14 protein-coding genes are annotated in these 18,830 nt (G+C 70.6%); 9 read left to right on the top strand and 5 right to left on the bottom strand.

The window, feature by feature from the left end; genetic code table 11:
- Positions 1-2 precede the first annotated feature (2 nt).
- Positions 3-2,435: an isoamylase gene (locus tag GTY96_RS26820; RefSeq protein ID WP_161666220.1), complete on the bottom strand. Its 2,433-nt coding sequence runs from the start codon at positions 2,433-2,435 to the stop codon at positions 3-5.
- Between the two features lie 199 nt (positions 2,436-2,634).
- Positions 2,635-2,982, bottom strand: a complete 348-nt coding sequence (locus tag GTY96_RS26815) for a hypothetical protein (RefSeq protein ID WP_161666219.1) — start codon at positions 2,980-2,982, stop codon at positions 2,635-2,637.
- Positions 2,983-3,372: 390 nt separating this feature from the next.
- On the opposite strand from GTY96_RS26815, the gene GTY96_RS26810 reads away from it, so the two are divergent.
- The gene (locus tag GTY96_RS26810; RefSeq protein ID WP_161666218.1) at positions 3,373-5,049 is read left to right on the top strand and encodes a hypothetical protein; all 1,677 of its coding nucleotides are present in this window, start codon (positions 3,373-3,375) and stop codon (positions 5,047-5,049) included.
- Between the two features lie 2 nt (positions 5,050-5,051).
- Here GTY96_RS26810 and GTY96_RS26805 read toward each other — a convergent pair whose 3' ends face one another.
- Positions 5,052-5,747: a lysoplasmalogenase gene (locus GTY96_RS26805; protein WP_143902720.1), complete on the bottom strand. Its 696-nt coding sequence runs from the start codon at positions 5,745-5,747 to the stop codon at positions 5,052-5,054.
- 185 nt (positions 5,748-5,932) lie between these two features.
- Between GTY96_RS26805 and GTY96_RS26800 the strand changes: the two genes are divergently transcribed.
- On the top strand, positions 5,933-9,313 hold the full coding sequence (locus GTY96_RS26800) for a beta strand repeat-containing protein (RefSeq protein ID WP_161666217.1): 3,381 nt from the start codon (positions 5,933-5,935) through the stop codon (positions 9,311-9,313).
- A 72-nt stretch (positions 9,314-9,385) separates the two neighbouring features.
- Here GTY96_RS26800 and GTY96_RS26795 read toward each other — a convergent pair whose 3' ends face one another.
- Positions 9,386-10,552 carry an FAD-dependent monooxygenase gene (locus tag GTY96_RS26795; protein ID WP_235685890.1) on the bottom strand — a complete coding sequence of 389 codons (1,167 nt, stop codon included), beginning with the start codon at positions 10,550-10,552 and terminating at the stop codon, positions 9,386-9,388.
- Positions 10,553-10,936: 384 nt separating this feature from the next.
- On the opposite strand from GTY96_RS26795, the gene GTY96_RS26790 reads away from it, so the two are divergent.
- The 7 genes from GTY96_RS26790 to GTY96_RS26760 all read left to right on the top strand — a co-directional run bounded on the left by GTY96_RS26790 (position 10,937) and on the right by GTY96_RS26760 (position 18,066).
- Positions 10,937-12,034 carry a type III polyketide synthase gene (locus GTY96_RS26790; RefSeq protein WP_143902714.1) on the top strand — a complete coding sequence of 366 codons (1,098 nt, stop codon included), beginning with the start codon at positions 10,937-10,939 and terminating at the stop codon, positions 12,032-12,034.
- Positions 12,028-12,603, top strand: coding sequence for an isoprenylcysteine carboxyl methyltransferase family protein (locus tag GTY96_RS26785; protein WP_143902712.1), 576 nt, complete (start codon positions 12,028-12,030; stop codon positions 12,601-12,603). Before GTY96_RS26790 ends, GTY96_RS26785 begins: the two co-directional genes overlap by 7 nt.
- A complete protein-coding gene (locus GTY96_RS26780; RefSeq protein WP_143902710.1) occupies positions 12,596-12,871 on the top strand; it encodes an acyl carrier protein in 276 nt (91 codons plus the stop codon). Before GTY96_RS26785 ends, GTY96_RS26780 begins: the two co-directional genes overlap by 8 nt.
- Positions 12,868-14,622, top strand: a complete 1,755-nt coding sequence (locus tag GTY96_RS26775; protein WP_161666215.1) for a fatty acyl-AMP ligase — start codon at positions 12,868-12,870, stop codon at positions 14,620-14,622. Before GTY96_RS26780 ends, GTY96_RS26775 begins: the two co-directional genes overlap by 4 nt.
- Before the next feature lie 79 nt (positions 14,623-14,701).
- Positions 14,702-15,799 (top strand): NAD(P)/FAD-dependent oxidoreductase, encoded by a 1,098-nt coding sequence (locus GTY96_RS26770; protein WP_143902706.1) that lies wholly within the window; start codon positions 14,702-14,704, stop codon positions 15,797-15,799.
- 97 nt (positions 15,800-15,896) lie between these two features.
- Positions 15,897-16,457 (top strand): gamma-glutamylcyclotransferase family protein, encoded by a 561-nt coding sequence (locus GTY96_RS26765; RefSeq protein WP_143902704.1) that lies wholly within the window; start codon positions 15,897-15,899, stop codon positions 16,455-16,457.
- 148 nt (positions 16,458-16,605) lie between these two features.
- Complete coding sequence (locus tag GTY96_RS26760) at positions 16,606-18,066, top strand: DNA/RNA non-specific endonuclease (RefSeq protein WP_161666214.1); 1,461 nt, start codon at positions 16,606-16,608, stop codon at positions 18,064-18,066.
- A gap of 9 nt (positions 18,067-18,075) precedes the next feature.
- Here the strand turns inward: GTY96_RS26760 and GTY96_RS26755 are convergent, their stop codons facing one another.
- On the bottom strand, positions 18,076-18,768 hold the full coding sequence (locus GTY96_RS26755; RefSeq protein WP_161666213.1) for a RibD family protein: 693 nt from the start codon (positions 18,766-18,768) through the stop codon (positions 18,076-18,078).
- Between the last annotated feature and the right edge of the window lie 62 nt (positions 18,769-18,830).

Here is an 18,830-nt window from a genome sequence, read left to right as displayed (position 1 = left end):
CGCTACTTCGCCACCAGCACCAGCACGCCCCGGCCGCACAGGCCGTAGTTGGCGTTCTCTCCGCCAATCAGGTCCGTGCTGCCCGGGTTGAGGGTCACCTGGTCCGCGCCCCGGGCTTCAATCCATGAGCAGGTGTCCGTCACGCGGTACCACTGCTTGCCCGTGCCCGGCCACGGCAGCGTGAAGTTCACGTTGGCGGACCAGCCGTTGTAGGCCACGTAGATGGCGCTCACCGTCTCACCCGAGAACTCCGTCGCGTCGATGCGGTACGCCAGCGCGTGGTTGTTCGTGTCATCGAAGTAGGCCGTGTTGGCCACCGCGCCGTCCGGCTTGAACCAGCGCAGCTGCTCCATCACGTTCCCGTTGGTGTCCGTCGGGAGGTAGAACTCCGCCGGCCGCAGCGCGGGGTGCGCCTTGCGGAACGCGATGAGGTTCTTGGCGAACAGGCGGAAGTTGGACTGCTCCGTGCTCCACGCGTAGTTCAGCCAGTTCCCGCTCGAGTCCAGGTTGTAGGCGTTGTTGTTGCAGTTCTGCGAACGCAGGAACTCATCGCCGCCCGTCATCATGGGCACGCCCGCGCTCAACATCAGGAACGCCAGGCCGTTGCGCGCGGCCTGTCGCTGGAGCAACGCACTGCCGCCCTGGTCCCAGCTGTGGTTGCTGTCATCGCCACCGTCGGACGGGCCGTAGGGCCAGGCCTGGCCGTTGTTCTTGCCGTTGCACGAGTACAGGTCCTTCAGGGTGAAGCCGTCGTGGGCCACCATGAAGTTCACGGACGCGGCCGGCTTGCGGCCGTCATCCCCATACAGGTCCGACGAGCCCGCGAAGCGCGTGGCCAGGTCCCCCGGCTTCACCGCCGTCACGCCCAGCTCGTTCTGGTCCTTGCGGAAGGTGTCGCGGAACGCGCCGTTCCATTCCCGCCACTTCGCCGGGAAGTTGCCCACCTGGTACGAGTTGCCGCCAATGGCCCAGGGCTCCGCGATGTAGTCCGTGCCCGCCCCGCCGCCCTCCGGGCGCGGCTCCAGCTGCGCGGTGATGCGGTTGAGCGCCGTGTTCAGGTTGTCGCGCTCGTACAGGTAGCCGGAGTGCTCGTTCGTCTCGTGCTCGTAGACGTTGCCCAGCACCGACGCCAGGTCGAAGCGGAAGCCGTCCACGCCCAGCGTGTCCTTCCAGTACGACAGCGAATGGAGGATGACGTTCTGGGCCGTGGGGTTGAAGGTGTTGAAGTTGCCGCCCACGCCGGTGTTGTCCCAGTTGAACTTCATGTCCTTCGTGAGGCTGTAGTACGTGGGGTTGTCCAGGCCCCGGTACGACATGACGTTGTACGTGCTGGGATCGCCGCTCACCCAGCCGCCGCCCTCGCCCGTGTGGTTGTAGACCACGTCCACCAGCACCTTGATGCCGGCGTCGTGGAACGCCTTCACCATGGCCTTGAACTCACGCGTGGGGCCCCCCGCGGTCTGGTCGCACGCGTAGCGGCGATCCGGCGCGAAGTAGCTGAGGTTCATGTAGCCCCAGTAGTTGTCGCCCGCGGTGCTGACCACCGTGTCGTTGTTGCCGTTGTCCGTCTCGTGCAACGGCAGGAACTCCACCGCCGTGATGCCCAGCGCCGCCAGCTGCGCGGCCTTCTGGCCCGCGGTCTTGTAGGTCCCCAGGCAGGTGGAATCGAGCCCGGAGCCCGTGTCCTGCTTCGTCAGGCCGCGCAGGTGCACTTCATAGATGATGTCGTCCTTGAAGGCGCGCGTGGGCTTGGTGCCGGTGGCCGTGGTGTCCGGGAGCAGCACGATGCCCTTGGGTGCGTACGGGCCGCTGTCCTTGTAGCGGTGCGTGGGGCCGGACGCGAACACCGTCGCGTCCTGGTTGGAGGGGTTCACCGGATCGTGGCTGAGCTCCAGCGCGTATGGGTCCCACAGCAGCTTGTTCGGATTGAAGCGGTTGCCCGCCGTGTCCACGTCGGAGCCGAAGCCCACCGTGTTGTTCGTCTTGCTCCAGCTGGAGCTCCACGTCCAGTTGGGGCCCCAGGCGCGGTAGCCGTAATAGACGGTGCCGGTGAGGCCGTAGCTGGTCTTCAGCGTGTTGACGGAGACGGACTTGCTCCAGACATTGTCCGAGCCCTTCGACATCACATAGCTCACGACCTCCTGCGCGCCCTGAGCCGTCTTGTAGATCCACACCTCGATGCGCGTGGCGCGCGAGGAATACACGCGGAAGTCGATGTTGGCCTGCGTGGCGTCGTACTTCGCGCCCAGCGTCCAGGTGAGCGTCACCGGCTGCCGCACGGTGTCCGTCACGGCGGGGGCCTCCGGTGCCGGGGCGGTGTCAGGTGCATCCGAGGCGGCGCAGGAGACCAGCGCCGAGGCGAGGCCCATGGCGACGAGGGGCTGCCACCGCGTGAGCCAGGGGCTCCGGCGGTGACGACGGGAAGAGGGCATCATGGATGGGGCTCCAGCCGCGGCAGGCGAGGGGCAAGCCTTCCGGACCCGCGATTGTCCGGGTGTTCCGGTTCAGCACCGGAGTGATGGTGAAGTCAACCGCGCGCGCCCTCGCGAGGCATCGCCGGCCCTGCCCCACGAACGTCAGGGCATGGCCGGATGCGTCAAGGCCCCGGGTGGAGCCCCACCGTCGGCCGCGGCGCTAACAAATCTTCTTGATGAGCGCCTCGCAGTTCTTGATGGCCTGGCTGATGGTGCAGTTGGTGGCCGTACAGTAGGGCCGCCCCGTCTGTGGGTGTTTGCAGTAGTTGAGCACGACCCAGCAGGACGCGGCGGAGGCCGTCACGTCGGCGCTGGGCTCGACGGACATGTTCGCCACGTCCTCCGAGGGCGGCGCCTCGGTCGGAGCCTCGCGCTGCTCGATGACCATCTGGAGACCGGCCTCCGATGAATACAGCTGGCCCTTCTGCGCCGGGGCCGTCTCATCGCCCGCGCCACAGCCAACGAGCGGAATCACAGCCAGCACCATTCCCAGGAACAGTCTCTTCACGGTGGATCCTTTCAGTCATGGGCGCCGGGGAGCGCCACCGGACACGCGATGCCCGGTTGATATGGATTTGCGATTGATTGTCTTTTTAGTCAAGTCTTACTCGTTTTTGGTGGGTGGGTGACTGTTTCCATGCCCTTGGGACTGTTCTGCGGGTGTATGAAATTGTTGCATGGGGTGCCATGTCGGGAGGCGGAGGATGTTTTCCCTGTCTTTTCAGTGGATTGGACTTCATCCAGGAGGGGCGGACCTCATCGCTCGAGCAAGGTTTTTGTCAGTCTGTTTTTATTTGAGAAAGACTGGCGGGGCGACGCGGGCCTGGACGAGGGATGAAGGCGCATCGCCTTGACACCCTGAGTGGCACGCACGTCTGCTGGGGTCATGAACTGCCGCATGTGTCCCAGCGTCGCGACCCGCTTCGAGCCCTCGTCCATCTTCCCGAAGCTGATGCTGGGCTACTGCGAGGCACACGCCCCTGTCTCCACGCCGCCGCCCATGAGCGGGGAAGCGCTCCAGGACACATCGACGGCGCCCAGAGGGGGGTGGGGCGAGGTCTCGAGCGAGTCGCTTCCACCGGACTGGCACGTCGAGGACATGCTCTATCCCGGGCACACGGTGCTGGTGATGGCGCCCGACGGGGACCTCACGAAGATGGCCATCACGGCGCTGGAGGACACCCCGGTCCCGGTGTGCCCGCTCAAGCTCGCCGAGCAGGGCTGGAACCGGGACCCCGTGCTGCGGACCCTGGACGGCCCATCGCTCTATCGAGCGCGTCAGGGTGTGACGACGATGGGGGCGCGCGCCGTCCTCAGGGCCAACGCCCGTTCCCAGCGCTCCGAGCTGGTCGCCAGTGACATGTTCGACGGCATCAAGGTGCTCAACCCGGAAGCGAACGCGCGCCTGTCGGAGCGGGGCGGCTTTGGCTTCCACGACATCCCGGTCGCGGGCGGGAACATCATCGCGGCACGCGACGCGAAGGGCCTCCTGCGGTTCGTCGTGGGAGAGCTGGGGCTGTACGGCGTCTGGCACGCGGAGACGTTTGGCCGGAAGCTGGCGGTCCAGGGGACGGACATGGAGCTGGAGCAGCTGACCCGGCGCGCCGCGAGGGCCGGGTACGATCCCGAGCAGTACCTGCTGTGGAAGAACGCCAAGACGCGCATCCGCCAGACGCTGCTGGGGGAGCTGGCTGAAGCGGAGGACCACTCCTCGAAGACGAAGCGCGTCCTGTTCGTGCCGCAGTGGGCCTACCACATCGACATGCAGATGCTCTACCTGGGGCAGGGACGGTTCGCGCTCCACAGCTTCACGGAGCAGCGCAGGCTGGTGGAGAGCTTCAGCGAGAGCGAGCTGCCCGTGCGCGAGGCGCTGCTCAAGGACATCAACGTGCTCCTGGAGAAGTACGGGGAGGTGAACGCGCGGACGAAGGCCCTGCTCGAAAAACACGCCTTCAAGGTCGTGGACGTGGTGGGGACCTTCCCGCTCAAGGTGAGGAACGCGCACGTGGACCGCTTCCACCCCTCCCAGAGCGCGAACTACTTCTGCTTCGTGAATGGGATGGCCCTGGCTTCGGGCCAGGTGCTCGTCGTCCACGACATGAAGACCCGGAACAAGCTGGCGGCGCGGGCCTTCGAGTGGTTCCAGAAGGCGCTGTCCGAGGTGGAGATCACGCCCATCCCCATGGCCAGGAGCTCCTTCGACGCGAGCGACTACATGCTCAAGCAGGAGGGCGGCTTCCGGTGCCGGAGCACCACCTTCCCCGTGCAGTGGCTCAAGAGTCTGGAGTCCATCGCCGAGGACGACCGGCGCATCGCGCTCGAAGCGGAGACCGTGAGGAAGAGGATCCAGGAGCAGGAGAGCCTGGCCCGGGAGCAGGAGCGGGCGAGGACGGGTGAGGCCGCCCTCCAGCGACTGCGGGACGCGGGGGTGTACTACGAGGGCATCTACCAGAGCTCCGTGAAGACCCTGGCCGCCAGGGGCCGGCTGGATGCGCTCATCCTCGCGCTCAAGGACATGCCGGATGCAGACGTGCTGGATAAGAACGGCGTCTTGAGCGACATGCTCGATGACTGAGGTCAGCCCGCGGGCTGGCTGGACGCCGCGGGCACCGTGAGCGGCGCGGCGGTGGGACGCGTGGAGACGGCGATGCAGAGCTGCGCGGCCCAGTACAGCAGCATCACGGCGTAGCCCATTCCGGGCAGGGGCTTCACGAAGAGCCGGATGGAGAGCAGGCCGTCGCTGAGGGTGAACAGCAGCGCGCCCACGAATGCCAGCCATTGCTCACGCGGGGCGAGTCCCGGGCCGCCCAGCATCGCCGCCGCGCGCCAGCCCATCGCGCAGATGACGGTGACATAGGCGGCCACGGGCAGCGCCAGGTCACCCAGGCCCGGCCACAGGGCCACGCTCGCGCCCACGCCCAGCAGCAAGAAGGGCAGGGCCCGCGCCAGTCCCGGGCGCCGGGTCACGCTGAGGTACGCGGCCGCGTAGCTGACGTGCGCGAGCAGGAACGCGCCCAGGCCGGGGAGGAACAGGTGCGGCCCGACTTCCAACAGCACGTCGCCAAGCAGTGACAGCCCCAGCCCGGCGAAGATCCACCGGGAATAGCGCTCGCGGGGAGGCCACAGCCACGCGAGCAGGCCCACCATGGGCAGCGCCTTGGTGACGAGCCGGACCTCCCGGGGGCCCAAGTCCAGCGCGAGGAGGAAGCCGACTCCCCCGGCGATGCCCACGGCCGCGAGGAGCTTCGTCCCACCTGTCCATCCACGGGTCATGGGGCACACCTTACCTCGACCCCTTGCGGCAATCCCTGACGGCGATTTGCTCCTCCGCATTGTCAGGGAAATGTTTCCAATGCCTGCTTCCATTGCACAGCCTCACTGAAGCATACGGACGTCCGGCGGCCCGGACTGAAGTGTTTCCAGCGGGCCGCTGTTCCAGAGCCAAGGGAGAAGGTTCCATGCGTCTGCCATTCGCAGGTCCGCGAGCCGGTTGGCTCGTGCTCGCCGCGTTGATCAGCTGCTCACCCCCACCGCAGGAGGATGGTGATTCGGTGGCGCGCCGCGTCCCCGTGCACGCGGACTCCCGTCTGACATCGCCGGAGCCGCAACTGCTTGCATCCGCGGTGAACGCGCCCTCGGATGGGTTGGCCTTCGTGACCCTCACCATCACGCCGCGCGACGCGAGCGGGGCGCCCCTGGGGACGGGGCTTCACGTGGAGGTGCTCAGCAGTGACGCGTCCGTGACCCTGGGCGGAACGGGCACCTCCGCCTGCACCGTCAACGCGCCCTCCGCGACGTGCCTGACGGCGGTGGACTCCGGCGCCGGCAGCTACGTCGTCACCGCGCGCAGCTCCACGGCGCTGGCCGTGCCGACGACCTTCTCCGCCACCGTCACCGATGCGAGCGGCACCACGACACTGCCCGACACCGCGGACGTCACGTTCGACTCGGCCCTGTTCCTGGGCGGCGCCAGCTGCGCCGGCGCGTGCGGCACCACCGTCACCACGGGCACCGTGACCCTCACCAGCGCCAACGCCGGGGGCCGCAACCTCTACATCACGGGCGGCACGGTGACGTTCGATGCCAGCACCGTGGGACAGACCTTCGGTGACGTCTTCATCACCGGCGGCACGGTGACGCACCTCCAGGCCACCAACGCCGCCATGTTCAAGCTCGACATCCTCACGGGCTCCTGGAACCTGCTGGGCGGCTCGGTCAACGTCACCAGCAAGGGCTATGGGATGACCTGCAATCCCAATGGCTCCTGCAGCGGCAATGGGCTGGTCAGCTTCAGCGCCAATGGCGTGCCGTCGTCCCTGCTCGCGGGGCCCAGCCAGCTCTACGGCGCCAGCCACGGTGGCATGGGGTCCGGCAACTACCGCATCAACATGACCGGGGCCAGCAACGCCCACTCGGGCAACGCGGGCACCACGTACGGCGACTACCGAGACCCCAAGTTCCCGGGCGCCACCAACAGCACCTACTCCGGCTTCCACGGGGGAGGCGTCGTGCGCATCACCTCCTCGGGGACCTGCGTGCTCGCCGGCGCCTCCACCCTCGTGGCGACGTCTCCAGCCAATGGCGCGGGCGGCTCCATCAACCTCCGGTGCCGGGGCATCACCTCCACGGGTTGGACGGGGAGCATCAACGCGGACGGAGGGCCCGGCGCGGGGAACTCCTCCATTCCGCTGGGCGCGGGCGGTGGTGGCCGCATCGCGCTGGTCAGCACCGGCGATGCCGCGACCCTGACCGGCGCGGTGAGCTACCCGCCGGTGAACCTCACCGCCCGGGTCCATGCCTTCGGTGGCACGCCGGCCAACTCCAGCTACGTGGTGGGCGCTGGAGGCGCGGGCACCCTCTACCTCAAGCACAGCGGCCTGACGTACGGCGACCTCATCATCGCGAACAACGCGCCCCCGCATTACCAGAACGAGGGCACCACCCGGCTGCCCGCCATCGCCGGCACCATCACCGCGAATGTCAGCCCGGGCGCCACGTCGCTCCCCGTCACGGTGTCCAGCACGGGCCTCAACGCGACCTACTATGAGAACGCTGGCGCGCCGCTGAACACGAACCCCGCGCTCACCCAGAACACGTCCCCGTCGTCCACGGTGGCCTACAACGGCGTGTTCGCGGGCGGCTGGCTGCGGCCCGACATCACCGCGGCGGGCGGTGCGCTGTTCGACCCGTCGAACCTGGTGGGCGTCACCACCAACGCGGTGGGAGCCCTGACGACGACCGCCGTGCCCTCCAGCGTCCCGGCGGGCGCGTACTTCCGGACCGTGGACGTGCTGGACCACCTGGACGTGCTGGGCAACGCGCTGCTCGAGACCAACGGCGACATCTACGTCCTGTCGGGCAACACGACGAGCTCCGGGGCCAGCACGATGACCGTGAACGGGCTGGTGCTCTTCGACACGACGGCCGGGAGGACCGGCCGCATCGAGTACGCCAGCGGCGCGGTGAACGTCGTGCAGGGCAGTCAGGTGATGCCCCCGGTGGCGGGCGCCACGCTCGTCGCGGACAACGTGACCGTCTCCACGGGAGGCGCGCTCACCGTGCCCGCCATCGTCGCGTCCCGGGACGTGGTCGTGGCGGGCGGCACGCTCACCACCAACTCCATCACCGCGGCCCGCTATTCGCAGTCCGGGGGCGTCCTCAAGCACTACCTGCCGCTGTACAAGACCTCTCCGGCCGCCGCGGTGGTGTACGGGCTGGACCTCACGCTCGCGGATGCCTTCACCCTGACAGGGGGCTCCGTCGACGTCGCGGGGCTGGGCTATCCGACGTCCTGTGATCCGCAGGGTGCGCCGTTGACTGTCTATGGCTTTGGCGTGACGGGGCCCTCGGCCACGACCGGCGTGGCGGGTGGCTATGGCGCGGGCCATGGCGGCGTCGGCGGGGGGTACACGGCCGGGGCGGTTCGCGGCATGGTCTACGACGACTATCGCGACCCTCGCTACCCTGGTGGTGGCGGCACGACCGTCGGTGGCTCGCCGTCGTACCTCGGGTACCGGAGCCCTGGAGGCGGTGTCTTCCGAGTCACCGCCGCGGGGACCTGCACGCTGGGCGGAAGCTCGCTCGTCAAGGCCAGCGCGGTGACCACCGGCGGTCAGTACGGCGCCGCGGGAGGCTCCGTCTCCTTGCGCTGCGGTGGCTTCGACACCACGGGCTGGAACGGCTCCATCACCGCCAACGGGGCGCCCGCCTATACGCAGGCGACCCTTGGCTCCACGCGCGCGGGCGGAGGGGGACGGGTCGCGCTGGTCAGCACGGGCGGGGCCTCCAGCTTCGTCGGGGCCCTGACCTATCCCCTGCCGACGGGCACCGCGCAGGTCCAGGCGCGCGGCGGCACCGGCGTCAGCGCCACGTACACCGACGGTGGCGCGGGCACGGTGTTCCTCAAGCACGGCGGGGTCCGCTACGGCCAGCTGCTCATCCACAACAACAACCAGACGCACTACGCCGCGGGCGGTTACACCCCGTTCATCTCCATCGCGGGGACGGTCAGCAGCGCGGTCGCCGCTGGGGACACCACCCTTGGCGTGTCCATCACCAGCACGCCGCTCCACAACTCGGCGGCGTTCAACCAGCTGCTCTCCGGCATGTGGCTGCGGCCTGACACCAGCGTGAACAGCGGCAACCTGCCCGCGGACAACCTGGTCATGGTCTCCGGCAACACCTTCGTCAGCGCCTCGCTGAGCCAGCTCACCACGTCCCCGGCCCTGGCCGCGGTACCGGCGGGGGCGAGCTTCAAGAGCGCGGACCTCTTCGACGTCTACGACGTCCTGGGCGGCGCCATCACGCAGACGAACGGCGACCTCTACATCGTCCCGTAGCAGCGCCTCCGCGCCCACCCGGTTCGCCGCATGCGCCGCGCGGCGGGCCGGGTGGACCGGTCCCTGACGCCGCTACATCATCCTGGCGGCCTCGCGGTCCCGCCGCTGCGCGCGGATCCACTGCCGGGAGGAGTGGAGCGTGCGCAGCGCGCCGCGCAGGGCGGGCCGCTGGCTGGCCATCAGCAGCAGGTAGCTCCACACGGAGCTGCCCCGGCGATTCAACAGCGCGTAGGCGAACCGCGTCGCGTCCGGGTCGATGTAGCTGGGGACGTTCTCGAACCACTGGGCGCTGCTGTGCGCCGCGAGCTGGATCGCCATCAGGGCGGCACGCCGCTCCTCTTCGTACGCGTCGAGCGCGGTGGGCAGGTGGTCGTGGGCCCGCAGCTTCTGGGCGAGCGAGATGGCATCCTGGATGGCCAGCTTCGTCCCCGAGCCAATGGAGAAGTGGGTGGTGTGGGCGGCGTCGCCCATGAGCACGACGTTGTCGTGGTACCAGCGCTCGTTGGTGATGCGCTGGAAGTGGAGCCACGGCGCCTTGCCCAGGCCGCGCGGCTGATGGAAGAGCGCATGGCCCTTCAGCTGGCCCTGGAAGATCGCCTCCAGCCGCCGGAGCGTCTCCCCGGGTCCCAGGGTGTCGAAGCCGAGGGCCTCCCATGTCTCCTGCTGGCACTCGATGACGCAGGTGCTGGTGTCGCGGTCGAAGCGATAGCCGTGGAACCAGATCCATCCGGCGGGCGTCTCCTCGAAGGCGAACGTGAAGGCGTCGAACACCTGGTTCGTTCCCAGCCAGATGAACTTGTTCCGTCCCTCCTCGACCTGTGTCTGGAAATGGTTGGCGTGCCGCTGGCGGAGCCGGCTGTTGGCGCCATCGCAGGCGACAATCAGCTCCGCGTCCGTGAACGCGGAGGCGTCCGCGACGTCGTACTGGTAGCGGATGTCCACCCCGAGCCCCCGCGCCCGCCGGGCCAGGATGTCCAACAGCCGCTCGCGGCCCAGCGCGAACCCAGGGCCGCCCAGGTGGGGCGCGGATTCGCTCCGCAGGTGCACCTCCTGCGTGTCCCAGCGCGTCGCGTTCTTCTCGATCCACCGCGCGCTCACCGGGTCGTTCCGGTAGAGGTCGTCCAGCAGGTCATCCCAGAACACGACGCCCCAGCCTTGCGTCACCCCGGCGGGGTTGCGTTCGACGACGGTGACGTCGTGTCGCGCGTTGGACCGCTTCGCCAGGATCGCGAAGTACAACCCCGCTGGACCCCCGCCCACACAGACAATCCGCATCGCATCCCCCTGCTCCCGAGCGGCCCGATGCTAGCGAGCCCTCCCTGGAACCGACGCTGGTCGGGAGCGCTGTCTGGCGTCGCGGGAAGGACAGACGCGGGCCACGAAGCGCCGCCGCCCGCCTGACGTGGAGGGTGGCGCGTTGCCCGGCGCTGCCTTGATGGGGCCTTCGCGACAGGAGACCGCAAGGAGCGCCGCGCCAGGAGTGCGCGAGGGCGTCGCGTGCGCAACAATGCGTGGGGGGCGGGGTTCAGGTGCGTGCAGGCCTGTCGATAGACCATCGCATCCGGCCCGCCAGCCGATTAAGCCAGTGGACTCGACCTCCAGGGTGGGACTCTCCAGGACTTCATGCCCAGCACGACCGTTCACGACCTCGCGCCATCCCCTTCCGTGAGCGCGGTGGGTCGCGCGCTCCCTTCGCATTACGCCAGCCAGGATCAGCTCATCGCGGCCCTGCGCGACCTGTGGGCGACGAAGCACTTCAACCTGGGGCGCCTGGAAGAGCTGCACCGCAACGTGCAGGTGGGCGGACGGCACCTGGCGCTGCCCCTGGAGGAGTACCCGGCGCTCGCGACGTTCCAGCAGCGCAACGACGCGTGGATCCGCGTGGCCACGGAGCTGTCGGAGCACGTCGCGCGCCAGGCGCTGTCGCGCGCGGGCCTCACGCCGAAGGACGTGGACCACGTCTTCTTCGTCACGGTGACGGGCATCGCCACGCCCAGCGTGGACGCGCGGCTGGTCAACCGCATGGGCCTGCGCGAGGACGTGAAGCGCACGCCCATCTTCGGCCTGGGCTGCGTGGCGGGCGCGGCGGGGCTGGCGCGGGCGGCGGACTACCTGCGCGCGTTCCCCCAGCAGACGGCGCTGCTCATCGCCACGGAGCTGTGCTCGCTGACGCTCCAGCGCGAGGACCTGTCCATCCCCAACATCATCGCCTCCGGCCTCTTCGGCGACGGCGCGGCGTGCGTGGTGCTGCGGGGCGCGGAGGCCCCGGCCTCCACCGCCGCCCCGGGCCCGCGCGTGGTGGCGTCGCGGTCGGTGTTCTACCCGGACACTGAACGGGTGATGGGCTGGGACGTCGTGGACACGGGCTTCAAGGTGGTGCTGTCCGCGAAGGTGCCGCAGCTGGTGAACGAGCACATCCGGGGCAACGTGGACGGCTTCCTCGCCGGGCACGGGCTGACCCGCCGGGACGTGAGGCACTGGGTGGCGCACACGGGCGGGCCCAAGGTGCTGGAGGGCTTCGAGGCCGCGCTGGAGCTGGAGGCAGGCGCGCTGGAGCGCTCGTGGAGGTCGCTGCGGCAGGTGGGCAACCTGTCCAGCGCGTCCGTGCTCTTCGTGCTGGGCGAGACGCTGGAGGAGGCGGGCGCGAAGCCGGGTGACTGGGGCGTGGTGATGGCGATGGGACCGGGCTTCTGCGCGGAGATGGTGTTGGTGCGCTGGTGACCGGCACCCAGGGGTTGTTCGCGGGCTTCATGGGGCTGCTCGTCGCGGAGCGGCTCCTGGAGCTGGTGCTGTCCAAGCGCAACGCGGCGCGGGCCTTCGCGCGCGGGGGCGTGGAGACGGGGCAGGGGCACTACCGGTTCATGGTGGCGTTCCACACGCTGTTCCTCGTGGCGTGCGCGGTGGAGGTGTTCGGCTTCCACCGGCCCTTCTGGGGCGCGTGGAGCTGGGCGGCGCTGGCGGGGGCTGTGGTGGCGCAGGGCCTGCGGTACTGGGCCATCGGGACGCTGGGGGACCGGTGGAACTCGCGCATCATCGTGGTGCCGGGGCTGGCGCCGGTGACGGGCGGGCCGTACCGGTTCCTGCGGCACCCCAATTACGTGGCGGTGGTGCTGGAGCTGTGGTGCGTGCCGCTCATCCACGGGGCGTGGGTGACGGCGGCGGTCTTCACGGCGGGCAACGCGGCCCTGCTGTTCGTGCGCATTCGCGCGGAGGAGGCGGCGCTCGGCGCGGTGTATTCCGAGGCGTTCGCCGACCGTCCGCGCTTCATTCCGGAGGTTCGCCGTGGTTGATGCCGTGACGGAGGTGCTGGCGGAGATCCGCCGCATCGCCCGCGAGGAGCTGGAGTTCGAGGGCGCGGTGGAGCCCGCGCATGACCTGCTGCGCGACCTGCACCTGGACAGCCTGGGGCTGACGGTGCTGGCGGTGGGGCTGGAGAACCGCTTCCGGGTGATGCTGTCGGAGGAGGACGCGCAGGGCGTGCGCACGGTGGAGGACCTGGCGCGGCGCGTGGCCGCCCGGGTCGCGGAGTCGAAGCAGGACGCGGGAGCGCACCCGTGAAGGGGCCGCCCCTGCCGGCGCTGAAGCACGCCACGGTGAACGCGATGTTGAAGGCGACGTCGCGCACGTCGCTGGGGCTCGTGTTCGTGGACGCCTCCGAGCACGAGACGTCCCTGCCGTGGTCGCAGGTGTACCGGAGGGCGAAGCGCGCGGCCGCGGGGCTCGCGCGGCTGGGCGTGAAGCCGGGGGACCGGGTGGCCCTGCTGCTGCCCACGTCCCCCGCGTTCATGGACGCCTACTTCGGCGCGCTGCTGGCGGGCGCGGTGCCGGTGCCGCTCTATCCGCCGGTGCGGCTGGGCCGGCTGGAGGAGTACCACCGGTCGACGGCGCGCATGCTCCAGCTCACCGGCGCGGTCGTGGTGCTGACGGACACGCGCGTGCGGCTGCTGCTGGGCCCGAGCGTGGAGCAGGCCCGGCCCCCGCTGGGCTGTCACACCGTGGACGCGGTGATGCACGGCGACGAGGACCTGGAGGTGGAGGTGACGCCCGACGCGCTGGGGCTCATCCAGTTCTCGTCCGGGTCCACGGTGGATCCAAAGCCGGTGGCGCTGACGCACGGGGCGCTGGTGGCGCAGGTGGCGGCGCTGGAGGTGGCGATGCCGCTGTCCCCGGGCGTGATGCCGGTGGGCGTGAGCTGGCTGCCGCTGTACCACGACATGGGGCTCATCGGCTGCGTGCTCGCGGCGCTGTACTACCCGGGCAGCCTGGTGCTGATTCCGCCGGAGGTCTTCCTCGCGAAGCCCGCGCTGTGGCTGCGCGCGCTGTCGCGGCACCGGGGCTTCGTGTCGCCCGCGCCGAACTTCGCCTACGGGCTGTGTCTGAAGCGGGTGAAGGACGCGGACCTCCAGGGCGTGGACCTGTCGGCGTGGATGCACGCGCTCAACGGCGCGGAGCCGGTATCCGCGGACACGCTGCGCCGCTTCGCGGAGCGGTTCGGGCGCTGGGGCTTCTCCGCGCGAGCGCTGCGCCCCGTGTATGGGCTGTCCGAGGCGTCGCTGGCGGTGACGTTCCCACCGGAAGGCCGGGGGCCCCGGGAGCTGGGCGTGGATCCGGAGGCGCTGGCGCGCGAGGGCCAGGCGCGCGACGGGGCGCGGACGCTGGTGAGCGTGGGCGCGCCGGTCGCGGGCTTCGAGGTGCAGGTGCGCGGCGAGGACGGCGCGGCGCTGCCGGAGCGCCGGGTGGGGCGCGTGTTCGCGAAGGGGCCGTCGTTGATGCGCGGCTACTTCGGGGACGCGGAGGCGACGGCGCGCGTGATGGGGGGCGAGGGCTGGCTGGACACGGGCGACCTGGGCTTCAGCGCGGACGGCGAGCTGTACCTGACGGGCCGCGCGAAGGACCTGGTCATCATCCGGGGCGCGAACCACTCGCCCCAGGCCTTCGAGGAGCCGCTGCTCCAGGTGGAGGGCGTGCGCACGGGCTGCGCGGTGGCGCTGGGCTTCACGCCCGAGGGCAGCGAGGACGAAGCGCTGCTCATCCTGGCGGAGTGGGCGGAGCGGGGCGACACCGCGTCGGTGGAGGCGGACATCCGCGCGGCGGTGGTGGAGGCGACGGGCGTGCAGCCGCACACGGTGCGCCTGCTGGAGCCCGGGACGCTCCCCCGCACGTCCAGCGGCAAGCTGCGCCGGAGCGAAGCCCTGCGGCGCTACCTGGCTGGAGCGCTGACGGCGCCGAGGAAGGTGGGCGCGGTGGGGCTCGCGGTGGAGATGGCGAAGAGCGCGCTGGCGATGGTGCGCGCGGAGCACGACTCGTGACGCACGGGCGTGGAGCGGCCTCCGTCGCGGCGCGGGCGGACGGCTTCGGCCGCGCGGTGGCGCGAGGAGCGCGCGCCCCGTGAAGCGCCACGACGTGGTCGTGGTCGGTGGGGGCCCGGCGGGGCTCGCGGTGGCCATCGCGGCGGCCCAGCGGGGGCTGGACACGGTGGTGCTGGAGCGCTCCGCCGCGCCCGTGGACAAGGCGTGCGGCGAGGGCCTGATGCCTTCGGGGCTCGCGGCGCTGGAGCGGCTGGGCGCGCTCGCGCACCTGGACCGGCGCGACAGCGCGCCCTTCGTGGGCATCCGTTATGTGCAGGAGGACGGCGGCACGGCGGAGGGGCGGCTGCCGGCGCCCGGAGGCCTGGGCGTCCGCAGGCTGGCCCTGTCCTCGGCGCTCACCGCGAGAGCGCGGGAGGTGGGCGTGGACCTGCGCGAGCACACGCACGTCGTCTCGCACCGGCGCATGGGCCCGGGGGTGAGGCTGGAGACGCCCGTGGGGGCCGTCGAGGCCCGGTTCCTGGTCGCGGCGGACGGCCTGGGCTCACCGCTGCGCCGCGCGGAGGGGCTGGAGGTCGAGCCCACCGGCCCCCGGCGCTTCGGGCTGCGGCGGCACTTCCGGCGCGTGCCGTGGTCGCCCTTCGTGGAGGTGCACTTCGCCTCCGGCGTCGAGGCGTACGTGACGCCCGCGGGCGCGGAGCGCGTGGGCATCGCGTTCCTGTGGGAGGACGGCACCGTCCCGGGGCGCGTGGCCTTCGAGACGCTGCTGGAGCGCTTCCCCCGGCTGGCGGAGCGGCTCGCGGGCGCGGAGGCCGACTCGCAGGCGCGCGGCGCGGGGCCGCTGGCGCGCATGGCCCGCTCGCGCATCGCGGACCGCTTCGCCCTGGTGGGGGACGCGGCGGGCTACGTGGACGCGGTGACGGGGGAAGGGCTCACCCTGGCCTTCGCCTGCGCGGAGTCCCTGGGCGCGCTGCTCCCGGACGCCCTCGCCAGGGGCGCCGCGCGGGACACCCTGCTGCCGTACGAGCGCGCCTTCCAGCAGGTGTTCCGCAAGTACGCCTGGACGACGCAGGCCCTGCTGATGCTCGCGCGCCGTCCACGCCTGCGCAGGCCCGTGGTGCGGCTGCTGGGGCGGGCCCCCTGGCTCTTCGAGCGCATCCTCGCCGCCGTGGTGACGTGAGCGGCGGTCGGGGGTTCCGGAGAAAGGCCGGATCCTCCGCGCGGATCCGTCCCCCTGGCCCTTGTCCCATCGCCGCGCGCCGGGGACACTCGCGTCCATGGCATCTGGCCCCGTGGCTTCGCGTCCGTGGTTCGCGTTCTCCCTCGACCTGGCCCCGGCCGCGGCGAGCCGGCACCTGCACGGCCTGCCCCCGGTGCCTGACTTCCCGGAAGGCGAGCTCGCCGAGGCCCTGGACGTGGACGTCGTCTACGACGTCCACGTGCCCAACTGGGGCGGCCGGGTCGCACGGCTGGTGGATGCGCCCGGACACCGGCTGTATGGCCGCCTGCGCGCCGTCGCCTCCGAGGCCTGGCCCGCCCTGGCCCGCCTGGAGACCGCCCTCGCCCTGGCCACCGAGGAGCGCCCCGTGCGCGTTCGCACCGCGTCGGGCGCCGTGGTGGAGGCCCATGCGTTCACCCCCGCCAACCGCGACACCTCCTCGCAGGGGCCGGTCAGCGAGGCCTTTCTGATCACCCTCGCCGTCGCCGCCGAGCGCGCGCGGCTGCCCACCCCCGTCATCGAAACCCTCCAGGCCGAAGCCCGCATCGTCCACACCGTCCAGCACGCCCGCCCCGACGGCCACCGCCCTCCGGCCCCTTCGAAGCCCGGCATAAAGTGACAGCCGTGTAGAGCCGGACCAAAAAACGCTCGGTCCCCCAAGAAAAAGGCCTGTGTGACGCAACCGTGACACGCGTCGATTCGACGATGGGTGGAGGGGCCCACTCTCCCTGATCGTCTCCCCCGCTGGCCCCGAGGACGTTCACCGCATGTCGCTGCGAATCCCGACGCGAGCCCTCTCTCCGAGCTCCACGCCCGCGAATGCCGCCGACACCGCCGCCGTGCCCGCGAACGCCGCGGTGCCCGCCGGAGCGGAGCTGCCCACCAACGCGCCCGCTGGCAACGCGGTGGTGGCGCCCACGGGGGGAAGCTGGAAGCGCTCCGCCGCGAAGGAAGTGGCCATCTCCGACCTCCAGCAGAAGTTCGGCTGGACGGATGAGAGCTGGCAGGGGCGGCTGCTGAAGGCGGCGGACGACGGTGGCACGGGCCGCCGGGCCCACAATGGCAAGGTGTCCGCGGCGGAGCTGGAGACGTACCTCTCCGCGCCCACGGACGCGCAGTTCCTCTCGTCCACGGCCCTGCAGCAGCAGCGCGCCGCGCTGGACGCGAAGCTCGCGGGGGGCGCGCAGACGGCTTCGGTGGACAGCTTCGACAGCCCGTGGCAGCGGTCGGTGGCGAAGCGCGCGGACCTGCTGGGCGGCAACGGCGACGGGCAGCTCTCCTCGGAGGAGCTGACGGCGTACATCAACGCGTCCAAGGCGAACCAGGCGAAGGGGACGGGGACCGCGGCGAACACGCAGTGGGTGCCGGATCAGCAGATGGCGGCCTTGGAGAGCCGCGTGGCGGAGGTCGCGGGCGAGGTGGATCCGCTCCAGGGCGTGGGCGCTGGGGGCGCGACGCCCGGGTTGAACCTGGTGAAGGAGTACTCGCGCACGCTGCTGGACACGGACAAGAACGTGCCCACGTTCGTGAGCTACATGCTGTCCGCGGCGGACGTGAAGGAGACGCCGGCGGACGTCAGCCGGCTCACCAGCACCTTCGTGCGTGACCCGGAGCTGCGCAGCGGCGGGGTGACGGACTCCGACTACAACAACACCGGTTTCGACCGGGGGCACATGAAGCCGGCCGAGGACTCGCCCACGCAGGCGGCGATGAACGAGAGCCACTACATGACCAACATCGCCCCCCAGCAGGGCAACCACAACCAGCAGGTGTGGCGCACGCTGGAGCGCGGGGTGGGCGACCTGGTGAAGAAGACCGGGGGCAAGGCGTACATCGTCACGGGCAACCTGTTCCTGGACGCCAAGGGCAAGCCGCTGCCGCCCGAGTCCATCGAGACGACGGGCTCGAAGGACCGGAAGATCGCGGTGCCCACGCACAACTTCAAGACGGTGCTGTTGGAGCTGCCGAACGGCAACCTGTCGATGTTCGCGTACCTGGTTCCGAACGCGAAGGACGGCCCGTCGAAGAAGGAGCAGATCGTCCCGCTGCTGGAGTCGTCGCGCGTTCCGGTGGACCAGCTCGAGGAGCTCCTGGGGCAGGACCTCTACGCGCAGCTGCCCAAGAGCGTGCAGGAGAAGCTGGAGAAGGACCCCGCCGCGTCGGGCATCTTCCAGCAGCAGAGCCTCTACGAGTCCGCGACGCTGCTGCGCGCCCAGCCGTCCAAGTAAGCGCGGGGCTCAGCGGGCGGCGGGGCGCACGCGGTACCGCAGCCAGACGATGCCGGAGTCCCGGCGCTCCACGTGGGTGAGCTCCAGGGCCGCGCCCATGCCGGTGGCGCCCTGGGGCCGGTCGAAGAGGGTGGGGGTGCCGGGCAGGCCGTCGGCGGTGGGGTGCACGAGCAGGCTCACCTCGTCGATGAGGCCCGCGTCGAGCAGGGTGCCGTTGATGCCGCCACCGCCCTCCAGCAGCACCGTCCGGATGCCGAAGGCGCGGCCGAGCGTCTCCAGCACGCGGGCGAAGTCGATGTCCCGCGCGCCGCCGAAGACGTAGGAGACGCCGCGCTCGCGCAGGTGGGCGAGGTGGGCGTCGGGGACGGCTTCGGTGAGGACGATGACGAGGTGGTCCTCGTCGAGGGCGCCGGACTCCCAGTTCAGCTTTCCGTGCGCGTCGACGGCGATGGCGAAGGACTCCGCGTCCTCGCGGGCGATGAAGTCCGTGCGGGGCAGGGGAGACGCGGGTGGGGGTTTGGGCACGTCCTCCGTCGCGGCGAAGTCCTGCATGGTGATGCGGCCGCACATCCACGCGTCGGCGCCGAAGGAGTCGGCGGTGCGTTCATATTCGCGGTGCATCGAGTCCCGGTCGGGCCAGTGCGTGACGACGATGCGGCCGTCGATGGACGACAGCATGTGGCAGATGACGAGGGGCTTCATCGGTGGGCTCCAGGCGGCGGGGGCGCCCGGAGGGTTCCCCAGTGAGCACGGCCTGTCGAACC

This window comes from Corallococcus silvisoli (assembly GCF_009909145.1).
Classification (GTDB): Bacteria; Myxococcota; Myxococcia; order Myxococcales; family Myxococcaceae; genus Corallococcus; species Corallococcus silvisoli.
The sequence above is the reverse complement of the archived record's forward strand: the minus strand, read 5'-3'. Positions and strand labels throughout refer to the sequence as shown.